The sequence below is a fragment of the Shewanella sp. 10N.286.52.E4 genome (assembly GCF_041468785.1).
GTDB classification, from domain to species: domain Bacteria; phylum Pseudomonadota; class Gammaproteobacteria; order Enterobacterales; family Shewanellaceae; genus Shewanella; species Shewanella electrodiphila.
In genome coordinates this window covers 320,379-346,073 of record NZ_JBFRJJ010000022.1, presented here as the reverse complement: position 1 = coordinate 346,073, position 25,695 = coordinate 320,379, and the positions used below count along the sequence as shown (strand labels likewise).

Genomic DNA, 25,695 nt, shown 5'->3' with positions numbered 1-25,695 from the left:
TTAATCAGACTGATTACTTAGCTGCTTCTAAAGATTGAAATACAGCGTTCATGGTTAACTCTACAGGAAGTAATATTCCTTGAGGATGACTGGGACCATAGACTTTGTTAAATGGTGTACCCATTCCACCATTTTTGCCTACATAGCTTTCAATCATGGGGTTGGGCTCTGTCCAGTTACCTTTCATTAGTACAATATTATCTGCTTCTAATGCATTTACTATCGTTTCACGACGAGTGACATTCGCTTTATTGCTTCGACACGGTAAACACCAGTCAGCGTATATATCCACAAAAACGGTATAACCTTGATCGACCAATGGGGCTATCTGTGCAGGGTTGAGAGGCTGCCATTGTAGTCGTTTATATGCATTATAATCTTCAGTTTTTTGTAAAAATGCATATATCCCAGTAAAGCATATCGTCATAAAACCTAACAATATAATAATGGCGGTCGGAATATTTTTCCCTTTGATTTTAAAGAAAATAAGTAACGCAATACCAGCAAGCAATAAACCAAGTAATATAGGAAACATTAAGGTCATGATGATGTTCTCTGAGATGTGTACAGTATATTGATATTCACTATATCAAGGATTACTTAATTTGAGGTTAAATGAATGTTGTTAATAGAAATTCATGGTAACGTACGGCTTTTAATGAGTTGATTCATACAGACTCAAAGAGTTAACAATGCAAAATATGGGAATCGAGTGTAATGGCGTTTAGTACTTGGTTAGGTTTACTAGCCATTTGTTGTTTAGGGGCGATGTCACCAGGGCCAAGTTTAGCTATGGTATTGAGGCATACTTTGTCAGGCGGGCGATTACATGGCGTTGTTTGTGCTTGGGCGCACTCAATCGGTATTGGCGTTTATGCATTGGTGACGTTATTAGGACTGGCTGTTGTTTTAGAAAAATCACCCATTATTTTTAACGCCATTGCGGTTGTTGGGGCACTTTATCTTGCATGGATGGGTTTTCAAGCACTTCAATCTAAAGGAGGCATGGAGCAAAAACTGCAATCTGGTGAGCCAAGTTCATTGCTTCAAGCGGCGAGAGATGGCTTAGCAATTTCATTATTTAACCCGAAAATCTTACTGTTTTTTCTCGCCCTATTTAGTCAATTCGTTATAGCGGCTGAAACGCTTACAGGGCAAACTTTGATTGTACTAACCCCGCTTGTGGTCGATGGTTTGTGGTATACGATTATTGCAGTGGTGTTGTCTCACGGGCCTGTTTTGTCACGGCTTCGCGACAAGGCGGCGATAATTGATAAGTTGTCAGGGGTAGTGCTTATTTTACTAGCAGTTAGGGTGATTATTAATTTGTTCTAGTGTTACAAGGTTGGTTTAGCCGAAAAATACAAAGCCATCGGTTAGATGGCTTTTTCGTATATTAAGTCTATCAATTAGCCTTTGAAGACTTGCACTGAATCATCAGCTTTTTCTTCTGTGGCTTTTTGTCCGCCTGGAGGGTTCTTGATATGGTCATTCAAGTTTTCGTTCAGCATGCCTTTGTATTCATCAGAGAACCAATTTAAGGCATTTTCTTTTTCTGCTTCTAAATCTGAAGACTTGATTGCAGCTTCGAAGGCATTGTAGCGCGCAGCAGCAAAGCGAAGCGCAGTACCGACTTTACCGATATCATTTTCAGTTTGACCAAGTTGATTTGCCAGGGCAATAAATTGATCCGCTAATTGGTACATGGTTGTTTCTGTTTTTTCTTCAGACATGAAAATCTTCTCACAATGATTTAAAAATTAGCCAAGAGTCTACCTACTTTACCGACAGAATAAAGTAGCAATTACGTATTCGGGTCAGAATCTGTGATCACTTGACCATTGCGTGAGTCGTAATAGATTGAGAGTGTGGCTAATGGATTATAGAAATACCGACATTGATCTGGATTGATATAAGTGGCTCTGTAAACTGAGTCGTCAGGGTTAGTGCTGGTTGTAATGGAAGGAGCATCTTGCAAGATAGTCTCCCAAACGGAAATACAGTCATTGGTGTTATTGAGTCTTGGGGATGATTCAAAAGGAGGCCAATTTTGCGCCGGATAGCCCCATTGATTAATGTCTAGCTGACCATCAGTACCTGCGTTTTCAAAAATCTGAAGATTATCAGCAGGGCCAGAATTTCCTAACGCTGCCCATTTCATATTAGCCAATGAAATACCGCTGGAAAAAGCGCCGCCAGTCCCTTGGACTGTAGAAACTTCAGCATCTTGTTTAATATTGATAAACTTGGGTAATGCGATAACGGCAATAACGCCTAATATAATAATAACAACGACTAATTCTATTAGGGTAAAACCAAATGTCTTTTTGGTGTTCAGTTTCTTGGGCATCAACGAACATCCTTTTTATTTTGTTATGAAATTAATTTTAAGTTAAAAAATATTTTTATGCGAGTTGTTGGCAATTCAATGGAGTAAATAATCTGATGGACAGTTGGATAGAGTTCATAGCACTAGAAAAAAAGAAAGCGTACTTTGTCGCGCTCGAGCAGTTTCTAGATAATCAAAGACGACTTGATAAAGTCATCTTTCCGCCATCGGAAGATATCTATAATGCGTTTGATTTAACCCCACTAGATAAGGTTAAAGTGGTAATTCTTGGGCAAGACCCTTATCACGGTGCAGGACAAGCTCATGGCTTATGCTTCTCGGTCCAAGCTGGAGTGAAAACGCCACCTTCATTGGTAAATATTTATAAAGAGCTGAAACAAGATATTGCAGGTTTTGAGATCCCGAAACAAGGTAACTTAACCCATTGGGCCGAACAAGGTGTGTTGTTGCTCAATACAGTATTAACGGTTGAAGAAAGTAAGGCTCACTCACACTCAAAGGCTGGCTGGGAGACTTTTACCGATAATGCCATGCATTGTCTTAATGAACGTGAGGAGTCTATTATATTTGTGTTGTGGGGCGCTCATGCCATTAAGAAGGGCAAGTTAATTAATGCTCCGCAGCATCAGGTTCTAACTGGGCCACATCCATCACCTTTATCAGCCTATCGTGGCTTCTTTGGCTGTCAGCATTTTTCAAAAGTTAATCAACTGCTGGCACAGAAGGGCAATATGCCGATTGATTGGCAGGTCTAGATATTCAGTAAATCTAACAAACATTTTTTGAACATAATAAAAATGCACTTGGCTAATGAAAGCGAAGTGCATTTTTTTATCGCAAACTTAACAGCTATAAATTAGTTGTTACGTTGAACTGATATTTTAGCTAATGAAATTAACGCTGTTTTATATTCACTATCTGGGATCGGAGCGAGTGCTGCGATCGCTTTATCAGCTTCTTGATCTGCTTTCTGCTTAGTGTATTCAAGCGCACCAGATTCTTTAAGTGCTGCAACAATCTCATCGATAGCCTTAGTACCGTCACCTTTTTCAATGGCTTCTTTAATCAGTGCTTTTGCAGTGTCGTTACCGTGTGCCATAGCGTAAATCAATGGCAATGTCGGTTTGCCTTCAGCTAAGTCATCACCGATATTTTTACCAAGCTCATCAGCATCAGCAGTGTAATCTAATAAGTCGTCGGTTAACTGGAATGCAGTTCCGAGGAATTTACCGTATTCGCCTAATGCGGTTTGCTGTTCTTGACTCACATCTGCAATCACACCTGTGAGTAAGGTCGCGGCTTCGAATAATTTAGCTGTTTTGCAGTAAATCACTCGCATATAATTTTCTTCCGTGGTTTCAGGGTCATTACAATTCATTAATTGTAAGACTTCACCTTCAGCAAGAATATTGGTGGTATCTGCTAAAACTCTTAGCACTTTCATGCTATCGAGTTCAGTCATCATCTGGAATGAACGGGTATATAAGAAGTCACCAACAAGTACGCTAGCACTATTTCCAAAAAGCGCATTAGCAGTTTTGCGGCCGCGCCTTAGGGTCGATTCATCTACTACATCATCATGCAATAAAGAAGCTGTGTGGATAAATTCAATAATGGCAGCTAACTTAAGATGTTCTTCACCTTTATAGTCAATAGCGCGAGCGGCTAATACAGAAAGCAGTGGACGAAGTCTCTTACCACCACCATTGATAATGTAAAAACCCAGTTGGTTTATTAATGCAACATCAGACTCAAGTTGTTTGTAAATTAACTGATTGACGGCTTGCATGTCATTATCAGCTAGTTGACGAATGGCGTTCAAATCCATAATGGTCTCTAGTTATTAGGCTATTGGGCAAATTATATTGCCCACTATATAAGGTTCAAATTGTATATTAACAAATTTTAACTAATTTTCATGCCTTAGACAGCTTTTGTTCTTAGATAGTGAGAGTTAAACCGAGCTTTTTTTAATGATTCAAATTTAACGCTTGCCAGACTGCTAATCTTGCCGTAGAATCCGCGCCCATTGTCATTAAAAGTTTTTAGCACCCGATATCTACTATTACGAATCGGAGTGTTAGTCCATTTGGAGTGAAATAGCTATGTACGCTGTTTTTCAAAGTGGCGGAAAGCAACATCGTGTTGCTGAAGGTCATACAGTTCGTTTAGAGAAAATTGAAGTTGCTACTGGTGAAACTGTAGAGTTTGATCAAGTATTATTGGTTGCTGATGGTGAGAACGTTCACGTTGGTACTCCTCTAGTTGCTAGTGGTAAAGTTGTTGCTGAAGTGGTTAGCCACGGTCGCGGTGAGAAAGTAACTATTCAAAAGTTCAATCGTCGTAAGCATCACGAAAAGAAAATGGGCCATCGTCAATGGTTCACTGAAGTTAAAATCACTGCGATCAGCGCATAATTTAGGAGTCTAACTCATGGCACATAAAAAAGCTGGCGGTTCTACTCGTAACGGCCGCGATTCAGAAAGCAAACGTCTTGGTGTTAAGCGTTTCGGTGGCGAATCAGTTGTTGCTGGTAACATCATCGTACGTCAACGTGGTACTAAGTTCCACGCTGGTGTAAACGTAGGTATCGGTCGTGACCATACTTTGTTTGCATTAACAGACGGTAAAGTTAAGTTTCAAGTAAAAGGTCCTAATAACCGTAAGTTTATTAGCATCGAAGCTTAATTCTAGACTCTAATCAGTCTTTGAAAGCCCCGCCTTCTGGCGGGGCTTTTGTGTTTTTTACCTCATTGTTGAATTTAGTTAACTAAACTTCAATGAAGTATTTCGATGTATCACATCGATAGTTATTTTTTTGCAGTAAGCGATTTATGGTGATTGTATCTTCTACGCTTCCCTGCACATCTCAGTCTTTTGAGGTTATAATTGGCACATTAAGTGGTGTCAGGAGTATGTATGAAGTTTATAGATGAGGCTAAAATCAAAGTTGAAGCGGGTAACGGTGGCAGTGGCTGCGTTAGCTTCAGACGTGAGAAATATGTGCCAGACGGCGGCCCAGACGGTGGTGACGGCGGTGATGGCGGTAACGTATTTTTAGTCGCAGACGAAAACATGAACACGCTTATTGATTTTCGATTTGTACGTTCTTATATCGCTGAACGCGGTAAGAATGGTCGTGGTCGTGACTGTACCGGTCATGGCGGCGAAGATACGTTATTAAAAGTACCAGTAGGTACGCGTGCAATGGATTTTGAAACTGAAGAGTTGCTAGGTGATTTAACCACTCATGGTCAGAAATTATTAGTGGCTAAAGGTGGTTTCCACGGTTTAGGTAATACTCGCTTTAAAAGCAGTACTAACCGCGCTCCAAGACAAAAAACCTTAGGAACAGCAGGCGAAGTACGCATGCTTAAACTTGAGTTATTGCTATTGGCTGACGTTGGTTTATTGGGATTACCTAATGCAGGTAAATCAACCTTTATACGTTCAGTTTCTCGTGCAACGCCAAAGGTTGCTGATTACCCGTTCACGACATTAGTACCTAACCTTGGTGTAGTAAACCCACGCCCAGGCCAAAGCTTTGTCATCGCAGATATCCCAGGTTTGATTGAAGGTGCTTCTGACGGTGCAGGTTTAGGTATTCGATTCTTAAAGCATTTAGAGCGTTGTCGTGTGTTATTACACATCATCGATATCGATCCTATTGATGGCAGCGATCCTGTTGAATCTGCTCGCTCAATTGTGGCTGAACTTGAGAAATACTCTCCAAAGTTAGCAGCCAAGCCTCGTTGGTTAGTGTTTAACAAAATAGACTTACTTCAAGAAGATGAGCTTGCTGAGAAAATGGAGCACATCGTTAAGGAAATCGATTGGAAAGGCGACATTTATACCATGTCGGCATTCAACCGTACCAATACAGAAGACCTCAGTCTGAAATTGTTAGACTTTATTTCTGCACTTCCTGCAGAAGATGAACTCGCAAATCCTGAAGATGAAGTTGAATTCAAGTGGGATAATTATCATCAAGCAAACGTTGAATCAGTCAATGAAGATTATGATGACGATTTTGATGATGACTTTGACGAAGATGATTATGATGTAGAGATTATTTATCAACGTTAATATTGAGAGATAAAATCGCCTAGATTATTATGGTGTTATTAATAGGGTAATAAGAGAGACCAGTGTACGCAGAAACTCAAAATGATATCACTCGTCTTGTGGTACGCAGTGCGCAATTACTCTTAGCTTACGGCGCTGAATCTGATCTTGTTGAAGAGATCAGCCAGCGCTTAGGCAAAGCTCTCGGCTTAGCCAGTATCGAACTTTCCATCTCCTCCAACTCCCTCGTTTTAACCAGCCTAGTTCATGGGCGTTGTATCACCACCACAAGACGTATTAGAGAGCATGGCATCAATATGATGATTGTGTGTGAGGTGCAACGAATTTGCCTACTTGCAGAAAAGGGCATTTATGGCGCGAAGCAGGTCAAAAGACGTTTAGAAAAAATTGAACCGAGGAGCTACCCAGCCAAGTATGTTATTGGCATGATAGGCCTATCTTGTGCGAGTTTTTGTCACTTATTTGGTGGTGATGTCGCGTCATGTATCATTACCTTTATCGCCTCAGCTGTCGGGATGTCAGTACGACTGTCATTAGTTAAAAAGCATTTTAATTTACTGATTATTTTTTCAATAACCGCTTTCATCACCACATTAATCGCCCAGCTTGGCTATGTCATTGATGTAACTGATACGCCTAAAACAGCCATGGCAGCCAGTGTACTAATGTTGGTGCCAGGTTTTCCCTTGATTAACGCTATTTCAGATATGGTTAAAGGCCATATGAATGTTGGAATATCCCGGTGGGGACATGCCACGTTGTTAACTCTGTCTACAGTGATAGGGATTACGTTGGCGATGGCACTGGGAGGGGAGTTTTTTCTATGAATCTCTTCCTAGAGTTACTCCATGATGCTTTCTTTTCTGCTATACCAGCGATCGGCTTTGCAATGGTGTTTAATGTTCCAAAGCGATTTTTACCTTACTGTGGTTTAGCTGGCGCCATTGGCCATAGCTTTCGATCTTTATTGATGCACTTTGATATGCCTATTGAGTGGGCAACCTTTGCTGCAGCTGCACTTGTTGGCGTGATGACTATCCGTTTTGCTAAGAAACATTTAGCGCCTCCGCTTATGTATTCTGTTGCTGCCATTATTCCTATGGTGCCTGGCACATACGCATACAATACTTTGATATCAATTGTACAACTCAGTGTTCAAGAACAAATAAGCAGTGATTTAACTTCGCTAGTGATTTTTAACGGCTTAAAAACGGTATTTATTCTGGGTGCTATCGCGGTGGGGCTGGCTATGCCATCACTGGTTTATTATCGCACTCGACCCATTATTTAAATTCTTAAGCATTTATAAGGACTATACATGCGCATCGCAATGATTGCCGCCATGGCAAATAATCGTGTTATCGGTAAAGACAATAAAATGCCTTGGCATTTACCTGAAGACTTAAAACACTTTAAAGCCATGACATTAGGAAAACCTGTGGTGATGGGGCGCAAGACTTTTGAATCTATTGGAAGGCCACTCCCAGGGCGTCATAATATTGTGATAACTCGTCAGAATGATTATCAGCCTGAAGGAGTCAGTTGCGTAAATTCTTTTGAGGCAGCAAAAGAACTTGTTAGCGATTGTGAGGAAATAGTTGTGATTGGTGGTGGACAACTCTATAAAGAAATTCTACCGCTAGCCGATACCCTTTATCTAACCTTCATAGAGTTAACTGTTGATGGTGACACCTTTTTTCCTGAGTGGGATGATGGTAGTTGGACATTAACTGAGAAGGTTGTTGAGATAAATGAATCACAATTGCAATATAGCTTTAACACTTTGGTGAAATAATGTTAAATTGTGTCCTGTGTTACCCTGAATTGATACTTACCCTTGATGGTAGGTACAAAAATAAAAATACCTAAAAAGGAGTGTCAGATGCGTTTATTGCCAGTGGCCTTAGCAGCCCTAATTGCAGCATCTTTTGTGTCAACCCCTGCCGAAGCGAATACCGATCAACTTGTCGCAAACATTTGTGATTATGTAAAATCTAATGACAAAAACCGTTTACGTAAAAAGTTGAAAGAAAGCCGCGTAAAATTACGCAATATTTACACTGGTGTTTCTTGTGACGGTAACAGCTTATTAAGAACAGCTTACAACTCTAATTCATTAGAAGTAGGTGAGTATATTGCAAAGCGTCTTCCTGCCGGTGACTTAAGCACACCAGAAGCTGACGGTAAAAGCATTCTTGATTGGGCAAATGCAAATGGTCATAGCGGAAGTGCTATTACTGCTGCAGTTCAAGATCGTATCAGCGGTGGTGAATAAACGTTAGTTTACGTATTGAGTCATTTGTTACGGTTTGGTGCAATAGAAAGTGTATTGCGTCATAACGAGCTAGATTGATTGTTGATTTGCGTCTTTCGTTAGTACAAATAGCAATTAATCTAAAAACCGCCATCATGGCGGTTTTTTTATGGCTTTAATTTGATGATTAATAACCGTCTTAAAAATGTTGGATATAGATGTTTGTTCACTGAACAAGCTAGCGTTACAAACTCACTTGCCTAACTAGTCAGCATAATTGAAGGAAGTGGTGGGTAAACGGCTTTATTCTTATCTGCTTCATGCTTCTTCGAAACCCTTTTCATCCTCTGAAGTGTTAAGTTGTGGCTGCAGGCGAAACGTCGGCTTTAAAGTGAATTTAAGGTATTAAAAAAGGCTCCTAAGAGCCTTTTTGTTTAAATGGTGATAGTTGGGTGTTTATACTCTAAATTCACCCACCGAGCTTTGTAGCTCTTCAGATAGCATTGCTACTTGATGGCTTGACTGCGCAGTTTGATCTGCACCTGTTGCCGTTTCTTCAGATATAGCGGCAATATGTTCTAGCATTTCTGATACTTGCTGGCTGACAAGGTTTTGCTCTTGTGCAGCTTGAGCAATATGATTACCAGAATCATAGGCTTTGTGAACCGATTGGCTAATGGTTTCTAGTGCTAAGTTCGCTTGCTCTGTTTTATCAACACAGCTACTTGCTTGTGAGCGACCTAATTCCATCACTGACACAGCTTGTTGAGCACCTTGCTGCAGTATCTCAATCATTTGCTGAATCTCACTTGTCGATTCTTGAGTTCGAGATGCTAAGCTTCTCACTTCATCTGCTACGACAGCGAATCCGCGCCCTTGTTCACCTGCACGTGCAGCTTCAATTGCAGCATTAAGTGCAAGTAAGTTTGTTTGTTCTGCAATACCACGAATAACATCAAGAATTGAACCAATAGAAGCACTATCAGAATGAACTTTATTAATCACTTGACCTGCTTTAGCAACTTCATCAGCGAGGGCAAGAATCGTTAGCTTGTTTTCTTCAGCAATTGTGCGCATATGCTGTGTTTCTTCATCAGCCTGTTTAATTTGCTCTAGTGCTTGATCAGCGCTCATTGACACTTGCTGAGCACTTGAACTTAATTGTGTTGTGGCTGTAGCGACTTGGTCAACTTGGCTCTTTTGCTCTTGGATACCACTGGTTGTTTGAGTGGTGATTGCAGACGTTTCTTCAGCTGCTGCTGCAAGTTGGTTTGAGCGGTCTAGAATACCAACAATCAGATTTCGTAGGCTATCGACTAAACTGTTACAGTTTTTAGCAAGCTCTGCAAATTCATCATGTCCCGTGTCATCAAGCTTATGAGTTAGATCACCCGAGGCGAGAATATTTAATGCCTGATTCACTTTCGCTAATGAACGAGTCAGTGGTTTAACCACTGCAATACTTACAACAATCGAAACGAGAATGGCAAGAATGACAACAAACATTGTTTTCAAACTTGCAGAGTCGATATTCTGAATAGCGCTGTCACTAATTTCACCTGTAAAACCTTCGATATTATTAGCTAAGTTAATCATCTTAGCGTTAACATCTAAACGGGCTTTATCGGTAGCAGCGAGCATTTTTTCAGCTTGTTGATCGTGACTCAGTTGCTGCCCTTTTATAGCAATAATGCCATTATTGTCGTTAATTAATTTAAAGACAGCTTCACTTTCAGTATTCAAGTCATTTAAGGTATTGTCACTGACGATACCGCGCCCCTGACGATTGATATGTTCAATCTTAACTCGTGTATCACTGACCATATAGTCAAGCTCATTAACTATTACGTTGTACTTGCTGTTGTCTTTTGCTGCAACTAAGTCGTATACCGTAGTGATAATGTTGATAAAGGTACTGTCTACAACGCTGGCTGTTGCAGCAATACTTTGCTCGGTTGCATCTTCACTCATTTCTAGATCAATCAGATCTAACAGAATTGACGATGCTTCATCTGCACTATCTTCTAAGTCACTTCGTAGTGATAAAAGCGTTTCATGCTTAATAAGTGCGCTTTCATGCTCTTCTAGCATGAGCTTGCTGTTTTTATCAAAACTTGAATAGCTAGATTTTAATTGCGAAAGATTACTTGAAAACTCTTGTCTATCGGAGATGAGGTTAGACAGCTTATTCAAGGTTTTAGTGAATTCTGCTGATTCTGTCTGGATCTTTTTCTCAACAGCTGGGATTTGTGCAGACTGATCTGTGTAATAGCCAAATAAAATTTGAATTTGCTGAGCACTTAAGTTTTGGGTTAATTCACCCGTTGCAGTGAGGGCTGGTAGGCTAACTCTTTGCAACGTTGTAGTGCTATCTTTAATGGTACTATTGGTAAGCAGTGATACACCTCCCAATATGATTAAAAGAAGTGTTACAACAGTAAAACCGCCAATGACTCTGGTGGCAACATTAATTTTCATAGCATACTCCGGCTGTTATTATTTTATCCCGAATTTATCTCTTGATCGCTCAGGGTAATGTGATCATGTGAGATCTATTAGCTTTATCGGCTAAGGTTATTATTAGTTTAACAATTTATTAATTATTTTAGTTTTTGCTGAATTATTTTTTCATTGGTTTCAGCATGCCAAAGTGTCATATATTCTCCCCAACAACAGCCCGTATCCAATGCCAAAACGTTATCTTGTTGAGTCACTCCCATAAGAGCGGCCCAATGGCCAAATACTAAAGTGTGGTTGTCTTTAAGCTCTGAATCGAATTCAAACCAAGGTGTTAACCCTGAGTTTTTATCTTTTATTGGCTTTTTACATCCAAAATCCAAACTACCATCTGGATGTAAGTAACGCATTCGCGTCAGCGCATTAATGCAGTACCTTAATCTAGGTAGCCCTTTAGACTTACTATCCCATAAATCAGGCGCTTCAGTGTACATTTTTGCGATAAGAGAGTTTAGATAATCATTCTCTTTTAGCGCATTGCTCACTGCAAGGGCTTCAGTTTGCAGTGTGGTTAAATCCCATTGCGGTGGGACACCTGCATGGGTCATGATGATATTATGCGAAGGTAGGGTTTGTACCAAGGGCTGTTGTCTTAGCCAATCAATCAAGTTAGAAATGTCATCAGCCGCGAGTAGTTCAGCTAGGTTATCTTTGGGGTTAGCTCTTTTAAGCTTACCGTGTAAAGCCAGTAAATGGAGGTCATGATTACCAAGGGTGACTTTAGCGCTGCCTTCTAAGGATTTTAAATAACGAAGCGTTTGCAGAGAACCATGGCCACGAGCAACTAAGTCACCGACTGCCCAAAGTTCATCCTTAGCTGGATTGAAGTCTACCTTTGCTAGCAGCAATTTAAGTTCGTCAAAACAGCCCTGTATATCGCCAACAAAATAATGTGCCATAGTGCTACTGTAAAATACCTGGAATCGCGAGTCTAAAAGTAGGAATACTAGCTTTAAAAGGCTCACCTTGTTCGGTCACCATGCCGTAGCTGCCTTCCATAAAGCCAACAGGGGTTTCCATAACGGTGCCACTTGAATATTGATAAGCGGTATCAGGAGCAATAGTTGGGGTTTCACCGACAACACCCGGCCCTTTGACTTCGCTAGTATCACCATTGGCGTTAGTGATGATCCAGTGACGGTCTTTTAGCGTGATTGGGATTTCGCTGAGATTAATGATGGTGATGGTATAACTGAACAAATACTTTTCATCTTCTGCTGATGATTGTTCTTCAAGGTAATTTGTTTCAACTTTTATTTTTACGTTAGCAGCTACAGAGGTCATCAAACTTCCTAAAAAAAGAAAGGGCATTTAATTAAAATGCCCTTGAATTTACTCACCTTTATCACAAACCAAATTGGCTAGCGCAACATATTGTTCAACGCTTATTTGCTCTGGTCTGAGTGTTGAATCAATGTTTAATTGACCAAACTCTTCGTCAGTGATCATTTGCTTTAAGTTATTTCTTAATGTTTTACGACGCATGTTAAAGGCTGTGGTACATAAATGGCGTAAAACATTCACATCTTTACAGGGGAAAGGCTTCACATCGTAAGGCAATAAACGCACCACTGCAGAATCTACTTTTGGTGCAGGCTTAAAGCTCTCTGGCGGAACTTCTAGAACAGGAACCACTTTACAGAAATACTGAGCCATGACAGTTAAGCGGCCATAAGCTTTTGTACCTGGACTTGCAGACAAGCGCAGTACCACTTCTTTTTGCAGCATAAAGTGCATGGTTTCGATGATTTCGGCAAATTCGAAAAGATGAAACATCAACGGCGTTGAGATGTTGTATGGCAAGTTGCCAAATACTTTCATCTTTTTACCGTCTTGTTGAAGCTGGCTAAAATCAAAATTAAGCGCATCACCTTGGTTAATGGTTAATTTATCTTTTAATACTGGGTGATTTTGTAAACGCTCTACAAGATCCTTATCCAGTTCAACAACAGTTAAATTATCAACTGCATCTGCAACGGGTTCAGTTAATGCACCTAAACCAGGACCAATTTCAACCATTACATGATCGTTGTCTGGTGAGATTGCGCCCACAATTCTACTGATGACACTTTCATCAGTTAAAAAGTTTTGCCCGAAACGTTTTCTAGCCGTGTGGCCTAAATGTACTTTATTGCTCATTGGAAATTTATTTACTTACTTTTGAGGCCAATTCAATGGCTTTGTTTAATGCACAGGTAAAACTACCGCAATCTGCTTCGCCAGTGCCCGCAAGTTCTAATGCAGTGCCATGATCGACAGAGGTTCTGATATACGGAAGACCTAAGGTGATATTAACCGATTTTCCAAAACCTAATGATTTAAGTACTGGAAGTCCTTGGTCGTGATACATAGCAAGAACCACATCTGCTTCTTGTAAGTATTTAGGTTGGAATAGTGTATCAGCAGGCAAAGGCCCGACAATATCAATACCCTGTTCACGCAGCTCATTAAGTGCTGGGATCATGATATCAATTTCTTCCCTTCCTAAGTGTCCATCTTCACCTGCATGAGGATTTAATCCACACACATATATTTTAGGTGAAGTGATGCCAAACTTTTGCACTAATTCGCTGTGCAAAATTTGGATAATATGGTGTAAACGTTCGCGAGTTATTGCCTTGGCAACATACGCTAATGGAATATGTGTGGTCATTAGCGCCACTTGTAAACCTGGCGCGGCAAGCATCATAACTACATCTTGGCAATTTGCTTGTAATGCAAAGAATTCAGTGTGGCCACTAAAAGGAATGCCTGCTTGGTTAATAATGCCTTTATGAACTGGGCCAGTGACCACTGCAGCAAATTCATTGCTCATGTTCTTTTCACCGGCATAACGCAGGGTATCTACAACATAAGCGCTGTTTATTTCGTTTAGTTTTCCGCATTCAACTTCTGCGGCTAATGTAAACGGAGCGATGGTCAATGTGCCAGCTTCTTGTGGTTTAGCATCAAGTGTAGGCTGGTAAGGACGTAGACTCAGCGGCAAACCTAACATTTTAGCTCGGCTGGTTAATAATTCCGGATCTGCACAAACAACTAACTCAGCAGGCCAAGCCTGCTGAGCAAGTTTAATTACAATATCTGGGCCGATACTCGCCGGTTCACCCGGCGTAATCGCAATTCTTTGTGTCATTAAATTAGGTTAACCTCGAGTACTCTCTGGTTCAAAAACTTCAATGTAAGCTTCTGTACGCATTTCATCTAACCAGTTCTGCAGTTCTTCGTTAAATTTACGACGATAGATTAACTGATGAGCACGGTTACTATTAAACTGATCCGTTGCATCAGTTGTACGCTTTTCTTCTAATTGAGCAATGTGCCAGCCGTGTGTGGTGCGGAATGGCTCACTTATCTCATATATTTCAAGACTGTTTAGTGTTTGAGCAAACTCAGGTACGTAAACTGTTGGTTCAGCCCAACCTAATTCGCCGCCTTTAGCCCCTGAACCAGGATCTTCTGAATATTGACGGGCTAGGTCTGCAAAGTCAGCTTCACCTGAACGAATTTGTGATAAGAAGCTTTCTAGCATTGCCTTGGCGCGATCTTCAGAAAGGATTGGTGACGGTTTCAGCAGAATATGGCGTGAACGTACTTCACTGATTTCTTGGGTTTGTAGACCTCGGGCATCCATGATTTTAATAATATGGAATCCAGAACCACTTTTAATTGGACCGATAACATCGCCATTTTTCGCATCAGTAACCACCTCAGCAAAAAGTGTAGGCATTTCATTGATGCTCATATAATCCCAAATACCGCCTTCTAGCGCTTTAGGTCCTGAAGAAGAGGCAATAGCTGTACGTCTGAAATCTTCACCCTCATTTAAGCGATCAAGTACGATGTTAGCACGCTTGCTTGATGCTTCAAGTTGCTCACTGGTTGGGTTGCTAGGCACTTCAATTAAGATATGACCTACTTGGAACTCAACATCTTTAAGGCCTTGCTCTTGAATCATCTTAACTAAGTTATTAATTTCTTGCGGAGAAACTTGAATACGACGCTGAACTTGAATACGTTGAATTTCACCAATGGTAATTTCTTCACGAAGTTGTTCACGGTATTGTCCGAAGCTCATGCCTTCGCTTTCGATCTGTTGTTGCATTTGGCTAACAGTTAACTGTTGCTCTTTAGCAATATTTTCGATGGTTTGATCTAATTGTAAATCACCAATTGAAAGGCCGATTCGTTCAGCCATTTGTAACTGTAAATGAGTTAAAATTAAGCGTTCAATAACTTGAGTGCGTAAGGCATTATCTGAAGGCAGACCTTGACCCGCTTTTTCAGCATTTGATTTAACCGAAGTGATCATATGGCTGATTTCGCTTTCGAGTATGATACCTTCATTGATTTGCACGGCAACGCTGTCTAGCGGCACAGGAGCAGCTATCGATACTTGGCTTGCAGCCAGAGTAAATAAAGCAAAAATCATTTTCTTACAGTGTTTCATCCACAGAATCCTTGGCACTTAAATTTTCTAATTATTATTGGCACTGTCGCCAAAATAGTGTTGTTAACGTTTAATAGGACTATTTGTTTTCCACTAGGTTCAGCAATCTATCACAAATGGTGCATAAATGATGGCTAATTGCTTAAGTAAAGTGGTTTGCGATAGTTAAATAATCCTTCGTTTAGCATATCTTCAACACCGAGAGGACCAGAACCACCTAAACCTTTAATAATAAAGTTGAGGTATACGCCACTCTCAAATTGTTCTCTAGTATCAATACTAGGGTTTAAATCATCGTCGTAATTGGTCTTGATGCGGTAATGATAACTTAAACGCATTGCCCAGCAACAAGCCTCATATTGCACCCCAGTGTAGGTTTCAATACTACGAGATTCGTTGAGGTCGTAATAAAAATTACCCACAAAATACAAATCGTCGCTAATAGGCCATGAGGTACGCATACCCACCTGAGAAATATCTACTCGGTCGTTGGTATTGGTATTTAATAGGTCTGGCACATAGCGATAACTAAACTGAAGCAACTTATCATTACTTGGACGAAAATCTAATGTCACTTCACTTTTCTTGGTTTCACCTTGTTCACTATCAAATTGCACAGCACCACTAATGAACCAATCTTGGTAAAGGTTAGCATCCACTTCAGCGGCTAATACTGAGGTTGACGGTGATACTTCAACATTCTCATCAGCAAAGTTAATTTTACTGTCTTGGAAATAAATAATTTGACCAATACTGACTTTTAATTTCTCGATATTCGCGTCATCAAATAAACGCGTTGTGAGACCTAATGTCATTTGGTTTGCATCAGCGATTCTATCAAGACCTGAGTAACGTCGGTCGCGGAATAAACCAAAGTAATCTTCTTGTAATTTAGCTGAATCGTAAATGCCAATACCATCTTGGTCTTCATAGCCGACATAAAGGTATTGAAATTGTGGCTCTAGTGTTTGCCTAAAATCGGCGTCAAACATATGGGTTTCACGCTCAAAGTTAATTTGACCGTGCAGTCGGGCTTGAGGGATGGTACGACTCACCGTATCTTCAAGTTCACTATCACTGGCAATATTATTTTGCCAATATTGAGTTTGAAGTAACTTTATTTCACTGGTCAATGAACCCGCTGGGCCCTGAATAGGTAGGGTAATACTCGGCTCCATGTGGAAACGCGTTGCCGTTGAGTATTCATTTTCTTTGTGCTGAAAGTTTGTTAATTCAGAATTAAATTTGAAATCTAACCCTTCCCAGAAATCATTAGTTTGATAATTAAAGTTAAGCTGTGGCATGACTTGATACGGCACTTCGTCTTCGCCCAGCACTTTAATATCTTGGACTTTCATACCAAAATCCCAATCTTTTTCAAAGTAATTGATTTCACCCACTCGCGATAACTGATTATCGGTAGAACGATTGACATCTGAACTTAAATCATTGAAATAGTTATTATCTGATACGTCTGTAAAGTTCGCTTGTACACGCCAATTTTCATTAATTGAACCTTGGTGACGCCAGTGGTAAAGGTAACGATCTGGACTATTGTCTAATTTGTCATCATTGGCGAGATATTCTAGGTTAAATTGGCCATCTTGGTCTTCACCTGCTAAATATCGAAATTCTGTTTTAGAGTAAAAACCACGTGCAGACATATAAGTCGGCGTGAAGGTTAGGTCATACTCAGGCGAAATATTCCAGTAATAAGGCGTGCTAACTTCAACACCATTGGTGGTGCTGGTGCTAAAGTCAGGGAATAAGAAACCCGACTTACGCTTATCAGAAATTGGAATCGTCATATAAGGCACATACATCACGGGTACACCCGCAATACGGATTTTAGCATCCCAAATTTCGCCCCACTCTTCAGTGCTATCAATGCGGATTTCTTCCGCTTCTAACAGCCACGAATTATCGCCTACAGGACAAGTGGTAAAATTGGTGTTGCGTAACTCAAGGTTATTTTGTTCAGTGACTTTTAGTTGTTCAGCATCGCCATGAATTTGCTGACCATGCAACCAATATTGCGCACCATTAAGTGTCGCGCTACTGGAAACCATTTGCGCATTGAGGGAGTCCGCTGTAACAGTGAACATCTCATCTGAGAAAATTAAGTTACCATTGGCATCTAATTGTTCATTTTTTTGGTCCAAAATAGCTTCGTCAGCGCTGATATGACGAGTACCTTGGCTAAAACTGACGTTACCTGAGAAATGTGCTTTATCGCCCATAGCAGCTTCTGAACGATCAGAAATGATCACAATATCTTCAGCTGATAAATTAGGGACTTGTTGGCGTTCGTCAATCGAACTAGAAACCGGTGGGTTAATCACACAATGAAGCTCAACCGCTTCTGTGTCAGTGGGTTCTTGTGCCGAGACTAGGTTAGGTAACAGGCTCAATGCCAGAAAGTAGCGGATCTGCATTTTAATTAATGATTATGAATTCTTAGTCTAGACAAAATGAATCGAAAAAAAGCCGCAGCTAACAATTTATCTTTAGCTGTTTCCAAATGTTATGTTGGCTATAATAAAGCAATTTTCCCATAAGAGCCATTGAGATGAGTTTATCAGATAGAAGATTTATTTTACTAAGGAGTTGGTTGAGTCAATATTTTAAGACAGAGGTGTCTATTGAACTCATTTGTGGGGATGCCAGTTTTCGTCGCTATTTTCGAGTTAAACATTTAGCAAACTCTTATATAGTCTCAGATTCACCGATTGAATTGGTGCCGATTATGCCTTTCATTTATATGGCGCAAGCTTATGAAAAGGCTGGTTTGATAGCCCCGAAGATAATTGCACAAGATGAGCTAAACGGGTTTGTTTTACAGTCTGACTTAGGTGATGAGCAGCTTTTAAATCAATTAAACGAGCATTCAGTGACCGATTTGTACCGCAAAGCTTTGGGGTTATTACCTAAAGTCGCCACTGTCACTGAAACTGAACAAGGCGTATTACCTGTTTATGACCAAGCATTTGTGGCGCGAGAATTAGACATTTTTACTGAATGGCTGTTAATTAAACATTTGGGTTTGACTTTAAGCCACAGTGATAAAAAGATTATTGAGCATGCATTCAGTGTATTAACAACAAGTGCGCTTGAACAGCCAAGTGCCGGAATGCATCGAGATTTTCATAGTCGCAATATCCTCGTTGTTGATAATGAGCTAGCACTGATTGATTTTCAGGATGCCGTGTTAGGGCCGGTTACTTATGATGCTGTTTCTTTACTAAGAGACTGCTATATCAAATGGCCAAACGAGATCATTGATTCATTAAAACAAGAGCATTGGCAGTTGTGTCTACAACAAGGGTTAATTTCTAACAGTGTTACTTTTACACAATATCAAACATGGTTTGATTTAATGGGCTTACAACGACATGTTAAAGCCGCAGGCATTTTTGCTCGACTGAATCATAGGGATGGAAAAGCGGGTTACCTAAAAGATATTCCGTTAACTTTAACCTATATCGTAGAAGTTGCCGCTTTATATCCTCAGCTACATCAGTTTGGTGACTGGGTTAAACAACATGTATTACCAAAAGTTAACTGTGCGTAACAGCATGAATTCTAGATGTGTAAGCCATTTTTATTAAAGAGGTTATAGATGAAGGCGATGATTTTGGCTGCTGGGCGGGGAGAGCGCTTAAGACCTTTAACGGATAAAGTGCCTAAGCCATTAGTTAAGGCCGCAGGTAAATCCTTGATAGTTTATCATCTCGAAAAGCTGGCTAAAGCCGGCATCAAAGAGGTAGTGATTAATCATGCTTGGTTAGGCCACAAGTTGCCGGAAGCATTAGGTGACGGCAGTCGCTGGGGATTATCAATTGAGTATAGCGCAGAAGAAAAAGCCTTAGAAACAGCAGGCGGGATTAAGCAAGCATTGGCGTTATTGGGAGACAAGCCTTTCTTACTTATCAATGGCGATATATATATCGATGAATTACCTGATCTAGAGCAGGCAAAGTCTGTAATGCGTGCCAATTCAGAATTAGATGCTTTTTTATGGTTAGTTGATAATCCTAAGCATAATCCACAAGGGGATTTTGCTATTATTGATCAACAAGTGTCTGAATCTGAGAGTAATAAGTTTACCTATTCAGGAATGGGAATATATCACCCCAAAATGTTTACTGAATTAGCTCCTGGAAAAAGCGCTTTAGGTCCTTTATTGAGACAAAAAATATCGCTTGATAAAATAGCGGGTAGCTATTCTGGCTCATATTGGTGTGACGTAGGAACAGTAGAGAGATTGGCACAGCTCACACACTATATTGAAAATCATTAATGTATTCACTTAACCAAGGCGTTCGTAGCAGCTTGGTGTAATTTAGCGGGAAGTTTGATGCGTATTTGGGGCAAAGTTTTTGGGTTTATCATTGGCTATATGTTTGGCAGAGGTTTTGGTGCTGTTTTAGGGCTGTGGTTAGGTCATTTATTTGATAAACGAGCAGGGTTTGCGGATATGATGCGCAAAGGTCAAGCCCGCCAAGCTCAGTTTTTTAATACGACCTTCACAGTAATGGGCCATGTGGCTAAAGCCTCTGGTCACGTCACTGATGTTGATATTCGTATCGCGTCAATGTTGATGGATCAAATGAAGCTCACTGGTGATGCCAGAAAGGATGCCCAGACGGCATTCAGAAAAGGTCGTGATGCCGATTTTGATTTAGTAGAAACCTTACGTGAATTTCGTGCTATGAGCCAAGGTCGAACAGAAATTCTGCAAATGTTTTTGGAAATTCAAATTCAAACTGCGTTATCCGATGGTGAATTACACAGCAAAGAAAAACAAATTTTATCTACAGTTGCCAAAGAGTTAGGTTTAGGCCAAGCTCACTTAGACGCGCTACTTAATCGCTGGCAAGCCGAGTTTCATCATCACCAGTCAGGAGCTGGCAGTGCAATGCAACTTGATGATGCTTATTCGATGCTGGGTAAAGAAGAACCTTCAAGTGACCAAGAAATTAAACGGGCTTATCGCAAATTGATGAATGAACATCATCCCGATAAATTAGTCGCTAAAGGTTTGCCAGAAGAAATGATGGAGCTTGCTAAAGCCAAAGCACAAGACATTCAGTCGGCATATGAAACCGTCAAAACATCCCGAGGAATGCGCTAAAAATATTCACGAAAAAAGTATGAGTTAGCTCGGGATTATTATTCTAGTTATTGTTCGAACTAATATTCGAACTAATATTCGAACTAATATTCGAGCTAATGTTCGAGCTATTATTCAAACAATTTCCCGAGCTATTTCAATGATAATTGCTTGTTGTATACGGAGTTACACATGAAATTAACCGCTATTGCGAGTTTCGTTACTATTGTCAGCACTGCTGCAATATCTTTTTCATCTCAAGCTGAAATTTATGTTTCCCCTTTTGGTGGTTATAGTTTTGGTAGTAGTGAATTTGATATTTCAGATCCTAATACCAGTGAGAGCGGTAAGTTAAAAATTTCAGAGTCAGAACATTATGGCGTCATGATTGGTACGACAACCAAAGATCCTGGCAATATCTATTTTCTATACAGTACGCAAGCAACTGATGTGAGAAATGGTGCTTTTAGCAATGAAGTGTTTAACGAGCTTGATGTTGATTATTTCCATTTAGGTGGCAGTTTATATTTTCCAAATGGCAAGTTTAAACCTTACGTAACAGTTACAGCAGGGGCAACTCATATGCGCCCAAGCGGTGATTACTCATCAGAGACACGCTTTTCGATGGGCTTTGGTGGTGGTGCAGCATATGAAATCACGCCGCAAGTGGCATTATTTGCTGATGTAAGAGGCTATGCGACATTCGTTAATTCAGATAACACATTCTTTTGTGGCCCTAATGAGTGCGTTTGGCATATATCTGCTGATGTCATGTGGCAAGGGCAGGCCAATGTCGGTTTAGAGATTAAATTTTAAATAGGTGACCGAGCATGAAAATAGTCGTACTTGATGGCTATACACTCAACCCTGGCGATCTGAAATGGGCATCTTTGTCTTCACTAGGTGAAGTGGAAGTATTTGAACATAGTTCAAATGATCAAATAATACCTCGCTGTCATCAAGCTGATATTGTGCTTACTAATAAAGCTGTAATCTCTGAAAATGTGATACTGCAGTGCCCACAACTTAAATATATTGGTGTCACAGCAACAGGGACGAACGTTGTTGATATGAATGCTGCTAGTGAACGTAATATCGTGGTAACCAACGTGCCTGCTTATGGACCTGATGCCGTAGCTCAGATGGTATTTGCCCTTATTTTACAGCACTGCCAACAAGTCTCTTTGCATGATTGCGCAGTTAAGCAAGGCCAGTGGACAAGCTCTCGGGACTTTTGCTTCACTTTATCTCCTTTAATGTCGCTCAAAGGAAAAACCATTGGTATTGTGGGCTATGGTGATATTGGCCAACAAGTGGCTTCATTAGCGACTGCATTTAACATGAAAGTGATTATTACCAGTGCTCATGAAAAAACGGATTTACCTGAAAATGTTACCTGGCAACCTTTGGATGTTCTACTCTCTCAATCAGATATCATTTCATTACACTGCCCGTTAAATGAAGCGACTGATAAGATGATTAATCAAGGCAGTTTATCTTTATTGAAAGTTGGGGCGTTGCTAGTGAATACAGCACGTGGTGGTCTGATTGATGAAGCGGCATTAGCACAAGCGTTGAATCAGCAGCAACTCTTCGCCGCTGTTGATGTACTTTCTACTGAACCGCCAGAAAAAAATAATCCTTTGTTATCAGCCGATAATATTATTATCACTCCACATATTGCTTGGGCAACAATAGAAGCTAGGCAGAATCTATTGAACATTGCAGTAAATAACGTGAAGCAGTTTTTGAATGGCTCACCGATTAACACAGTGAACTAGCATGTCTTAAGCAATGCTCTAGTAAAAAGCCTAACACTCACATGTTAGGCTTTTTCGTTTTACCAATAAGGTACTCAGCATTCAAATGCGAGCTAAAAAACGACCTTTACTTCAGCTGCAGAGCGTTTGGCTTTAGCGATTGATGAGTCGATGTCTTTATCTCTTGCAAGCGCGACACCTAGTCTTCTGCGGCCATCTATGTCAGGTTTACCAAACAATTTAACTTGAGTGTCTGCTTCCAATAGAGCATTTTCTACACCTTGATATCGAATGTTACTTGATTGGCCTTCAGCAAGAATAACTGCAGATGCACTGGCACCATGCTGCCTGATTTCCGTGATTGGCAGGCCTAAAATAGCGCGAACATGTAATGCAAATTCAGAGATATCCTGGCTAATGAGTGTAACTAAACCAGTGTCGTGTGGTCTTGGCGATACTTCAGAAAAGTAAACTTTATCACCTTTGATAAAGAGCTCTACTCCAAAGAGGCCAAATCCACCTAAGGCTTTTACTACTTGTTCACCAATTTGTTGTGCTTTTTCAATCGCGACAGCTGACATTGCTTGTGGCTGCCATGACTCACGGTAGTCACCATCTTCTTGTCGATGACCAATCGGGTCGCAATAATGAATGCCATTGATAGCACTAATGGTTAGTAGCGTAATTTCATAATCAAAATCAATAAAACCTTCGACAATCACGCGGCCGCCGCCAGCACGTCCGCCTTCTTGTGCATATTGCCAAGCTTGCTCTATTTGCTGCTCGTTTTTAATGACGCTTTGCCCTTTTCCAGAAGAGCTCATAACAGGCTTCACGACACAAGGTAATCCAATTTTAATTATTGCTGCTTTAAATTCGCTTAAGGTATCGCAAAAGAAATAAGGTGAGGTTGGGATGCCTAACGTTTCAGCTGCAAGTCTTCTAATGCCTTCACGGTTCATGGTTAATTGTGTGGCTTTTGCTGTTGGAATCACATTGACCCCAGTGGCTTCGATTTCCACTAGTGCTTGTGTGGCAATGGCTTCAATTTCAGGGATAACCAGATGAGGCTGCTCAAGTTCAATTACCGCTTTTAATGCGACTTCATCGAGCATATTGACGATATGAGAGCGGTGTGCAATTTGCATTGCTGGAGCATTAGGGTAACGGTCGACTCCAATGACTTCAACGCCGAAGCGCTGCAGCTCAATGGCTACTTCTTTTCCGAGTTCGCCGCAACCTAGCAGCATGGCTTTTATAGAGCCTTCAGTACCGGCAGTACCAAAGTTGAAAGGAGTATGAGCGTTCATTGTTTTACCTTGTTAGGAAGCTTGTAGGGATATCACTGCTTCATTTTATCTTTTATTCGTAATCGATTGATTAGCAAAGGCTATAAATGTGTAAAAGATCACGAGAAAAGAGTTATTTTTTTAGCGAATAAACAGGGTATTACAGTTATTTTATTGTTGAACGTGTGTTATCTTTGGGTTGTAACCGTGTTACTTAGTTGTCGGGTGACACTTTGGATTTATTTTGGTTCGATTAACTTGCTTTACCTTCTAGTAGGAGAGTTATATGTTTTTGGATTATTTTGCTTTGGGACTTTTGTTCTTTGTAGCATTAGTTATTTTCTATGGTGTGATTGCCATTCATGATATTCCCTATGAGATTGCCAAGAAGCGTAATCACCCACAACAAGATGCACTTCATATTGCTGGCTGGGTCAGCTTATTTACCATGCATGCTATTTGGCCATTTTTATGGATTTGGGCAACCTTATATCGTGAAGATAGAGGCTGGGGGTTTAGTAATGGCAAAAAGCGTGAATTAATCCTCGAAGGTGAGGTGAGGGAGCTGATGGAAAAAGTTGAACAGTTAAATCAACGTTTAGGCAATCTTGAATCTCCAGAAACCAAGCAGTCTCAAACAGAGACCACCACACCACAACAAGAGGCGTAATTATGGATCTGTTACTGATTTTAACTTACACCGCGCTATGTGTTGCTGTTTTTAAGATATTCAAGATCCCGTTGACTAAATGGACGGTCCCCACAGCTGTTTTAGGTGGCATAGCATTAATCGGTACCTTATTGGTATTGATGAACTATAACCACCCCTACACTAAGTATACACGTGAATACTTTGTGTCTATTCCAATTAACCCTGCGGTTCGTGGCTTAGTGGTTGAGGTAAATGTAAAGCCTAATGTTCCTGTAAAAAAAGGCGACATATTATTTAAAATTGACCCCACTCCTTTTATCGCGGAAGTTAAAGAAAAGCAGGCCGCACTGGAAGATGCTAAACAAGCTGTACCGCAACTGAAAGCGTCGTGGGACAGTGCGATTGCCAAAGTGACCCAAGCTGAAGCTAACCGTGATAGAGCTAAGCAAGCTTATGAACGTTATGACGAAGGTAAACGAAAAGGTGGCAAAAACTCGCCATTTTCTGAAATTGAACTGGATAATAAGCGCCAAACTTATTTAGCTTCAGAGGCTCAGTTTAAAGCTGCTCAAGCTGATGAAATTCGTTTCCGCTTAGCTTTTCAATCGAATATTGATGGCGTAAATACCGATGTTGCAGTTATTCAAGCTCAATTAGACGAAGCGCAATTTAATCTTGAGCGTACTGAGGTTAAAGCGCCTGTAGATGGTGTTGTCACTCAGATGGCACTTCGCCCTGGTGTTATGGCAGTGCCTATTCCACTGCGTCCCGCGATGACATTTATACCTGATGAAGATAGATATTTTGCAGGCGCGTTCTGGCAAAACTCATTGCTGCGTTTAAAAGAAGGTGACGAAGCCGAGCTTATCTTAGATGCTATGCCGGGTGTGGTTCATAAAGGGAGAGTCGTTAAAGTCTTACCTGCAATGGCTGAAGGCGAGTTGCAATTTGGTGGCACATTACGATCTTCAAATGAGTTGTTTAAGCGAGGCCGCGCGCTCGTGCTTATTGAACTTGATGACGAAAATGAATTGTTAGCCAATTTACCTGCGGGCGTAGCAGGGCAATCTGCGATATATACAGAGCATTTCACTCATGTATCGATCATTCGAAAAGTATTGCTACGAATGCAAGGTTGGCTGAACTACTTGTTTGCTGAAGGGCATTAAAACTAAGCTAATATAAAAAAGTCCGCGATTGCGGACTTTTTATTATTAGTTGGTAGTT

At 40.6% G+C, this 25,695-nt stretch carries 28 protein-coding genes; 16 read left to right on the top strand and 12 right to left on the bottom strand.

Features of this window, described 5'->3' with window-relative positions:
• Positions 1-13: 13 nt before the first annotated feature.
• A complete protein-coding gene (locus AB4153_RS13275; RefSeq protein ID WP_102529865.1) occupies positions 14-544 on the bottom strand; it encodes a thioredoxin family protein in 531 nt (176 codons plus the stop codon).
• Between the two features lie 173 nt (positions 545-717).
• On the opposite strand from AB4153_RS13275, the gene AB4153_RS13270 reads away from it, so the two are divergent.
• Positions 718-1,335, top strand: a complete 618-nt coding sequence (locus AB4153_RS13270) for a LysE family translocator (RefSeq protein WP_102529864.1) — start codon at positions 718-720, stop codon at positions 1,333-1,335.
• Positions 1,336-1,409: 74 nt separating this feature from the next.
• Here AB4153_RS13270 and AB4153_RS13265 read toward each other — a convergent pair whose 3' ends face one another.
• On the bottom strand, positions 1,410-1,733 hold the full coding sequence (locus tag AB4153_RS13265; protein ID WP_102529863.1) for a DUF3144 domain-containing protein: 324 nt from the start codon (positions 1,731-1,733) through the stop codon (positions 1,410-1,412).
• Between the two features lie 71 nt (positions 1,734-1,804).
• Entirely contained in the window at positions 1,805-2,350 is a 546-nt protein-coding gene (locus AB4153_RS13260; RefSeq protein ID WP_102529862.1) for a prepilin-type N-terminal cleavage/methylation domain-containing protein, read from the bottom strand.
• A 95-nt stretch (positions 2,351-2,445) separates the two neighbouring features.
• Between AB4153_RS13260 and ung the strand changes: the two genes are divergently transcribed.
• Complete coding sequence (gene ung / locus AB4153_RS13255; protein ID WP_371997746.1) at positions 2,446-3,105, top strand: uracil-DNA glycosylase; 660 nt, start codon at positions 2,446-2,448, stop codon at positions 3,103-3,105.
• Positions 3,106-3,206: 101 nt separating this feature from the next.
• Here the strand turns inward: ung and ispB are convergent, their stop codons facing one another.
• The gene (gene ispB, locus AB4153_RS13250) at positions 3,207-4,178 is read right to left on the bottom strand and encodes an octaprenyl diphosphate synthase (protein ID WP_102529860.1); all 972 of its coding nucleotides are present in this window, start codon (positions 4,176-4,178) and stop codon (positions 3,207-3,209) included.
• A gap of 277 nt (positions 4,179-4,455) precedes the next feature.
• Between ispB and rplU the strand changes: the two genes are divergently transcribed.
• The 7 genes from rplU to AB4153_RS13215 all read left to right on the top strand — a co-directional run bounded on the left by rplU (position 4,456) and on the right by AB4153_RS13215 (position 8,711).
• Entirely contained in the window at positions 4,456-4,767 is a 312-nt protein-coding gene (gene rplU / locus AB4153_RS13245) for a 50S ribosomal protein L21 (RefSeq protein ID WP_102529859.1), read from the top strand.
• A gap of 16 nt (positions 4,768-4,783) precedes the next feature.
• Entirely contained in the window at positions 4,784-5,038 is a 255-nt protein-coding gene (rpmA, locus tag AB4153_RS13240) for a 50S ribosomal protein L27 (protein ID WP_055024328.1), read from the top strand.
• 231 nt (positions 5,039-5,269) lie between these two features.
• A complete protein-coding gene (gene cgtA, locus AB4153_RS13235) occupies positions 5,270-6,436 on the top strand; it encodes an Obg family GTPase CgtA (RefSeq protein WP_102529858.1) in 1,167 nt (388 codons plus the stop codon).
• Positions 6,437-6,498: 62 nt separating this feature from the next.
• Positions 6,499-7,263 carry a threonine/serine exporter ThrE family protein gene (locus AB4153_RS13230; protein WP_102529857.1) on the top strand — a complete coding sequence of 255 codons (765 nt, stop codon included), beginning with the start codon at positions 6,499-6,501 and terminating at the stop codon, positions 7,261-7,263.
• Positions 7,260-7,727: a threonine/serine exporter family protein gene (locus AB4153_RS13225; protein WP_102529856.1), complete on the top strand. Its 468-nt coding sequence runs from the start codon at positions 7,260-7,262 to the stop codon at positions 7,725-7,727. The genes AB4153_RS13230 and AB4153_RS13225 overlap by 4 nt, the downstream gene beginning before the upstream one ends.
• 27 nt (positions 7,728-7,754) lie before the next feature.
• Positions 7,755-8,231, top strand: coding sequence for a type 3 dihydrofolate reductase (gene folA / locus AB4153_RS13220; protein ID WP_102529855.1), 477 nt, complete (start codon positions 7,755-7,757; stop codon positions 8,229-8,231).
• Between the two features lie 87 nt (positions 8,232-8,318).
• A complete protein-coding gene (locus AB4153_RS13215) occupies positions 8,319-8,711 on the top strand; it encodes a DUF3718 domain-containing protein (protein ID WP_102529854.1) in 393 nt (130 codons plus the stop codon).
• Positions 8,712-9,146: 435 nt separating this feature from the next.
• Here AB4153_RS13215 and AB4153_RS13210 read toward each other — a convergent pair whose 3' ends face one another.
• From AB4153_RS13210 to lptD, 7 genes are all read right to left on the bottom strand, one after another.
• Positions 9,147-11,168: a methyl-accepting chemotaxis protein gene (locus AB4153_RS13210; protein ID WP_371997744.1), complete on the bottom strand. Its 2,022-nt coding sequence runs from the start codon at positions 11,166-11,168 to the stop codon at positions 9,147-9,149.
• A 122-nt stretch (positions 11,169-11,290) separates the two neighbouring features.
• Positions 11,291-12,106, bottom strand: a complete 816-nt coding sequence (locus AB4153_RS13205; RefSeq protein ID WP_371997743.1) for a symmetrical bis(5'-nucleosyl)-tetraphosphatase — start codon at positions 12,104-12,106, stop codon at positions 11,291-11,293.
• Between the two features lie 4 nt (positions 12,107-12,110).
• Positions 12,111-12,491, bottom strand: a complete 381-nt coding sequence (apaG, locus tag AB4153_RS13200) for a Co2+/Mg2+ efflux protein ApaG (protein WP_102529851.1) — start codon at positions 12,489-12,491, stop codon at positions 12,111-12,113.
• Positions 12,492-12,539: 48 nt separating this feature from the next.
• Positions 12,540-13,346, bottom strand: coding sequence for a 16S rRNA (adenine(1518)-N(6)/adenine(1519)-N(6))-dimethyltransferase RsmA (rsmA, locus tag AB4153_RS13195; RefSeq protein ID WP_371997740.1), 807 nt, complete (start codon positions 13,344-13,346; stop codon positions 12,540-12,542).
• Positions 13,347-13,353: 7 nt separating this feature from the next.
• Positions 13,354-14,340, bottom strand: a complete 987-nt coding sequence (gene pdxA / locus AB4153_RS13190; RefSeq protein WP_102529849.1) for a 4-hydroxythreonine-4-phosphate dehydrogenase PdxA — start codon at positions 14,338-14,340, stop codon at positions 13,354-13,356.
• A 9-nt stretch (positions 14,341-14,349) separates the two neighbouring features.
• Positions 14,350-15,654 carry a peptidylprolyl isomerase SurA gene (surA, locus tag AB4153_RS13185; protein WP_229367986.1) on the bottom strand — a complete coding sequence of 435 codons (1,305 nt, stop codon included), beginning with the start codon at positions 15,652-15,654 and terminating at the stop codon, positions 14,350-14,352.
• Between the two features lie 134 nt (positions 15,655-15,788).
• Complete coding sequence (gene lptD / locus AB4153_RS13180; protein ID WP_248954454.1) at positions 15,789-18,089, bottom strand: LPS assembly protein LptD; 2,301 nt, start codon at positions 18,087-18,089, stop codon at positions 15,789-15,791.
• Positions 18,090-18,265: 176 nt separating this feature from the next.
• Between lptD and AB4153_RS13175 the strand changes: the two genes are divergently transcribed.
• From AB4153_RS13175 to AB4153_RS13155, 5 genes are all read left to right on the top strand, one after another.
• Positions 18,266-19,225 carry an aminoglycoside phosphotransferase family protein gene (locus tag AB4153_RS13175; RefSeq protein WP_371997737.1) on the top strand — a complete coding sequence of 320 codons (960 nt, stop codon included), beginning with the start codon at positions 18,266-18,268 and terminating at the stop codon, positions 19,223-19,225.
• A gap of 48 nt (positions 19,226-19,273) precedes the next feature.
• Positions 19,274-19,954 carry an N-acetylmuramate alpha-1-phosphate uridylyltransferase MurU gene (gene murU, locus AB4153_RS13170; protein WP_371997735.1) on the top strand — a complete coding sequence of 227 codons (681 nt, stop codon included), beginning with the start codon at positions 19,274-19,276 and terminating at the stop codon, positions 19,952-19,954.
• A 57-nt stretch (positions 19,955-20,011) separates the two neighbouring features.
• Positions 20,012-20,788, top strand: a complete 777-nt coding sequence (djlA, locus tag AB4153_RS13165) for a co-chaperone DjlA (RefSeq protein WP_371997734.1) — start codon at positions 20,012-20,014, stop codon at positions 20,786-20,788.
• 171 nt (positions 20,789-20,959) lie between these two features.
• Entirely contained in the window at positions 20,960-21,583 is a 624-nt protein-coding gene (locus AB4153_RS13160; protein ID WP_102529844.1) for an outer membrane beta-barrel protein, read from the top strand.
• Positions 21,584-21,597: 14 nt separating this feature from the next.
• On the top strand, positions 21,598-22,548 hold the full coding sequence (locus tag AB4153_RS13155; protein WP_371997731.1) for a D-2-hydroxyacid dehydrogenase: 951 nt from the start codon (positions 21,598-21,600) through the stop codon (positions 22,546-22,548).
• A gap of 92 nt (positions 22,549-22,640) precedes the next feature.
• Here AB4153_RS13155 and purT read toward each other — a convergent pair whose 3' ends face one another.
• A complete protein-coding gene (gene purT, locus AB4153_RS13150; protein ID WP_371997730.1) occupies positions 22,641-23,837 on the bottom strand; it encodes a formate-dependent phosphoribosylglycinamide formyltransferase in 1,197 nt (398 codons plus the stop codon).
• A 265-nt stretch (positions 23,838-24,102) separates the two neighbouring features.
• Between purT and AB4153_RS13145 the strand changes: the two genes are divergently transcribed.
• Together AB4153_RS13145 and AB4153_RS13140 are read left to right on the top strand one after the other, a co-directional pair.
• Positions 24,103-24,486, top strand: a complete 384-nt coding sequence (locus tag AB4153_RS13145; RefSeq protein ID WP_102529841.1) for a DUF3302 domain-containing protein — start codon at positions 24,103-24,105, stop codon at positions 24,484-24,486.
• A 2-nt stretch (positions 24,487-24,488) separates the two neighbouring features.
• Positions 24,489-25,637, top strand: coding sequence for an HlyD family secretion protein (locus AB4153_RS13140; protein WP_303512323.1), 1,149 nt, complete (start codon positions 24,489-24,491; stop codon positions 25,635-25,637).
• The last annotated feature ends 58 nt before the right edge of the window (positions 25,638-25,695 follow it).

What these genes read in the sequence shown, in the direction of transcription:
- AB4153_RS13275 (WP_102529865.1), bottom strand. Translation starts at nt 544, where the DNA reads ATGACCTTAATGTTTCCTATATTACTTGGTTTATTGCTTGCTGGTATT.
- AB4153_RS13270 (WP_102529864.1), top strand. Translation starts at nt 718, where the DNA reads ATGGCGTTTAGTACTTGGTTAGGTTTACTAGCCATTTGTTGTTTAGGG.
- AB4153_RS13265 (WP_102529863.1), bottom strand. Translation starts at nt 1,733, where the DNA reads ATGTCTGAAGAAAAAACAGAAACAACCATGTACCAATTAGCGGATCAA.
- AB4153_RS13260 (WP_102529862.1), bottom strand. Translation starts at nt 2,350, where the DNA reads ATGCCCAAGAAACTGAACACCAAAAAGACATTTGGTTTTACCCTAATA.
- ung (WP_371997746.1), top strand. Translation starts at nt 2,446, where the DNA reads ATGGACAGTTGGATAGAGTTCATAGCACTAGAAAAAAAGAAAGCGTAC.
- ispB (WP_102529860.1), bottom strand. Translation starts at nt 4,178, where the DNA reads ATGGATTTGAACGCCATTCGTCAACTAGCTGATAATGACATGCAAGCC.
- rplU (WP_102529859.1), top strand. Translation starts at nt 4,456, where the DNA reads ATGTACGCTGTTTTTCAAAGTGGCGGAAAGCAACATCGTGTTGCTGAA.
- rpmA (WP_055024328.1), top strand. Translation starts at nt 4,784, where the DNA reads ATGGCACATAAAAAAGCTGGCGGTTCTACTCGTAACGGCCGCGATTCA.
- cgtA (WP_102529858.1), top strand. Translation starts at nt 5,270, where the DNA reads ATGAAGTTTATAGATGAGGCTAAAATCAAAGTTGAAGCGGGTAACGGT.
- AB4153_RS13225 (WP_102529856.1), top strand. Translation starts at nt 7,260, where the DNA reads ATGAATCTCTTCCTAGAGTTACTCCATGATGCTTTCTTTTCTGCTATA.
- folA (WP_102529855.1), top strand. Translation starts at nt 7,755, where the DNA reads ATGCGCATCGCAATGATTGCCGCCATGGCAAATAATCGTGTTATCGGT.
- AB4153_RS13215 (WP_102529854.1), top strand. Translation starts at nt 8,319, where the DNA reads ATGCGTTTATTGCCAGTGGCCTTAGCAGCCCTAATTGCAGCATCTTTT.
- AB4153_RS13210 (WP_371997744.1), bottom strand. Translation starts at nt 11,168, where the DNA reads ATGAAAATTAATGTTGCCACCAGAGTCATTGGCGGTTTTACTGTTGTA.
- AB4153_RS13205 (WP_371997743.1), bottom strand. Translation starts at nt 12,106, where the DNA reads ATGGCACATTATTTTGTTGGCGATATACAGGGCTGTTTTGACGAACTT.
- apaG (WP_102529851.1), bottom strand. Translation starts at nt 12,491, where the DNA reads ATGACCTCTGTAGCTGCTAACGTAAAAATAAAAGTTGAAACAAATTAC.
- rsmA (WP_371997740.1), bottom strand. Translation starts at nt 13,346, where the DNA reads ATGAGCAATAAAGTACATTTAGGCCACACGGCTAGAAAACGTTTCGGG.
- pdxA (WP_102529849.1), bottom strand. Translation starts at nt 14,340, where the DNA reads ATGACACAAAGAATTGCGATTACGCCGGGTGAACCGGCGAGTATCGGC.
- surA (WP_229367986.1), bottom strand. Translation starts at nt 15,654, where the DNA reads ATGAAACACTGTAAGAAAATGATTTTTGCTTTATTTACTCTGGCTGCA.
- lptD (WP_248954454.1), bottom strand. Translation starts at nt 18,089, where the DNA reads ATGCAGATCCGCTACTTTCTGGCATTGAGCCTGTTACCTAACCTAGTC.
- murU (WP_371997735.1), top strand. Translation starts at nt 19,274, where the DNA reads ATGAAGGCGATGATTTTGGCTGCTGGGCGGGGAGAGCGCTTAAGACCT.
- djlA (WP_371997734.1), top strand. Translation starts at nt 20,012, where the DNA reads ATGCGTATTTGGGGCAAAGTTTTTGGGTTTATCATTGGCTATATGTTT.
- AB4153_RS13160 (WP_102529844.1), top strand. Translation starts at nt 20,960, where the DNA reads ATGAAATTAACCGCTATTGCGAGTTTCGTTACTATTGTCAGCACTGCT.
- AB4153_RS13155 (WP_371997731.1), top strand. Translation starts at nt 21,598, where the DNA reads ATGAAAATAGTCGTACTTGATGGCTATACACTCAACCCTGGCGATCTG.
- purT (WP_371997730.1), bottom strand. Translation starts at nt 23,837, where the DNA reads ATGAACGCTCATACTCCTTTCAACTTTGGTACTGCCGGTACTGAAGGC.
- AB4153_RS13145 (WP_102529841.1), top strand. Translation starts at nt 24,103, where the DNA reads ATGTTTTTGGATTATTTTGCTTTGGGACTTTTGTTCTTTGTAGCATTA.
- AB4153_RS13140 (WP_303512323.1), top strand. Translation starts at nt 24,489, where the DNA reads ATGGATCTGTTACTGATTTTAACTTACACCGCGCTATGTGTTGCTGTT.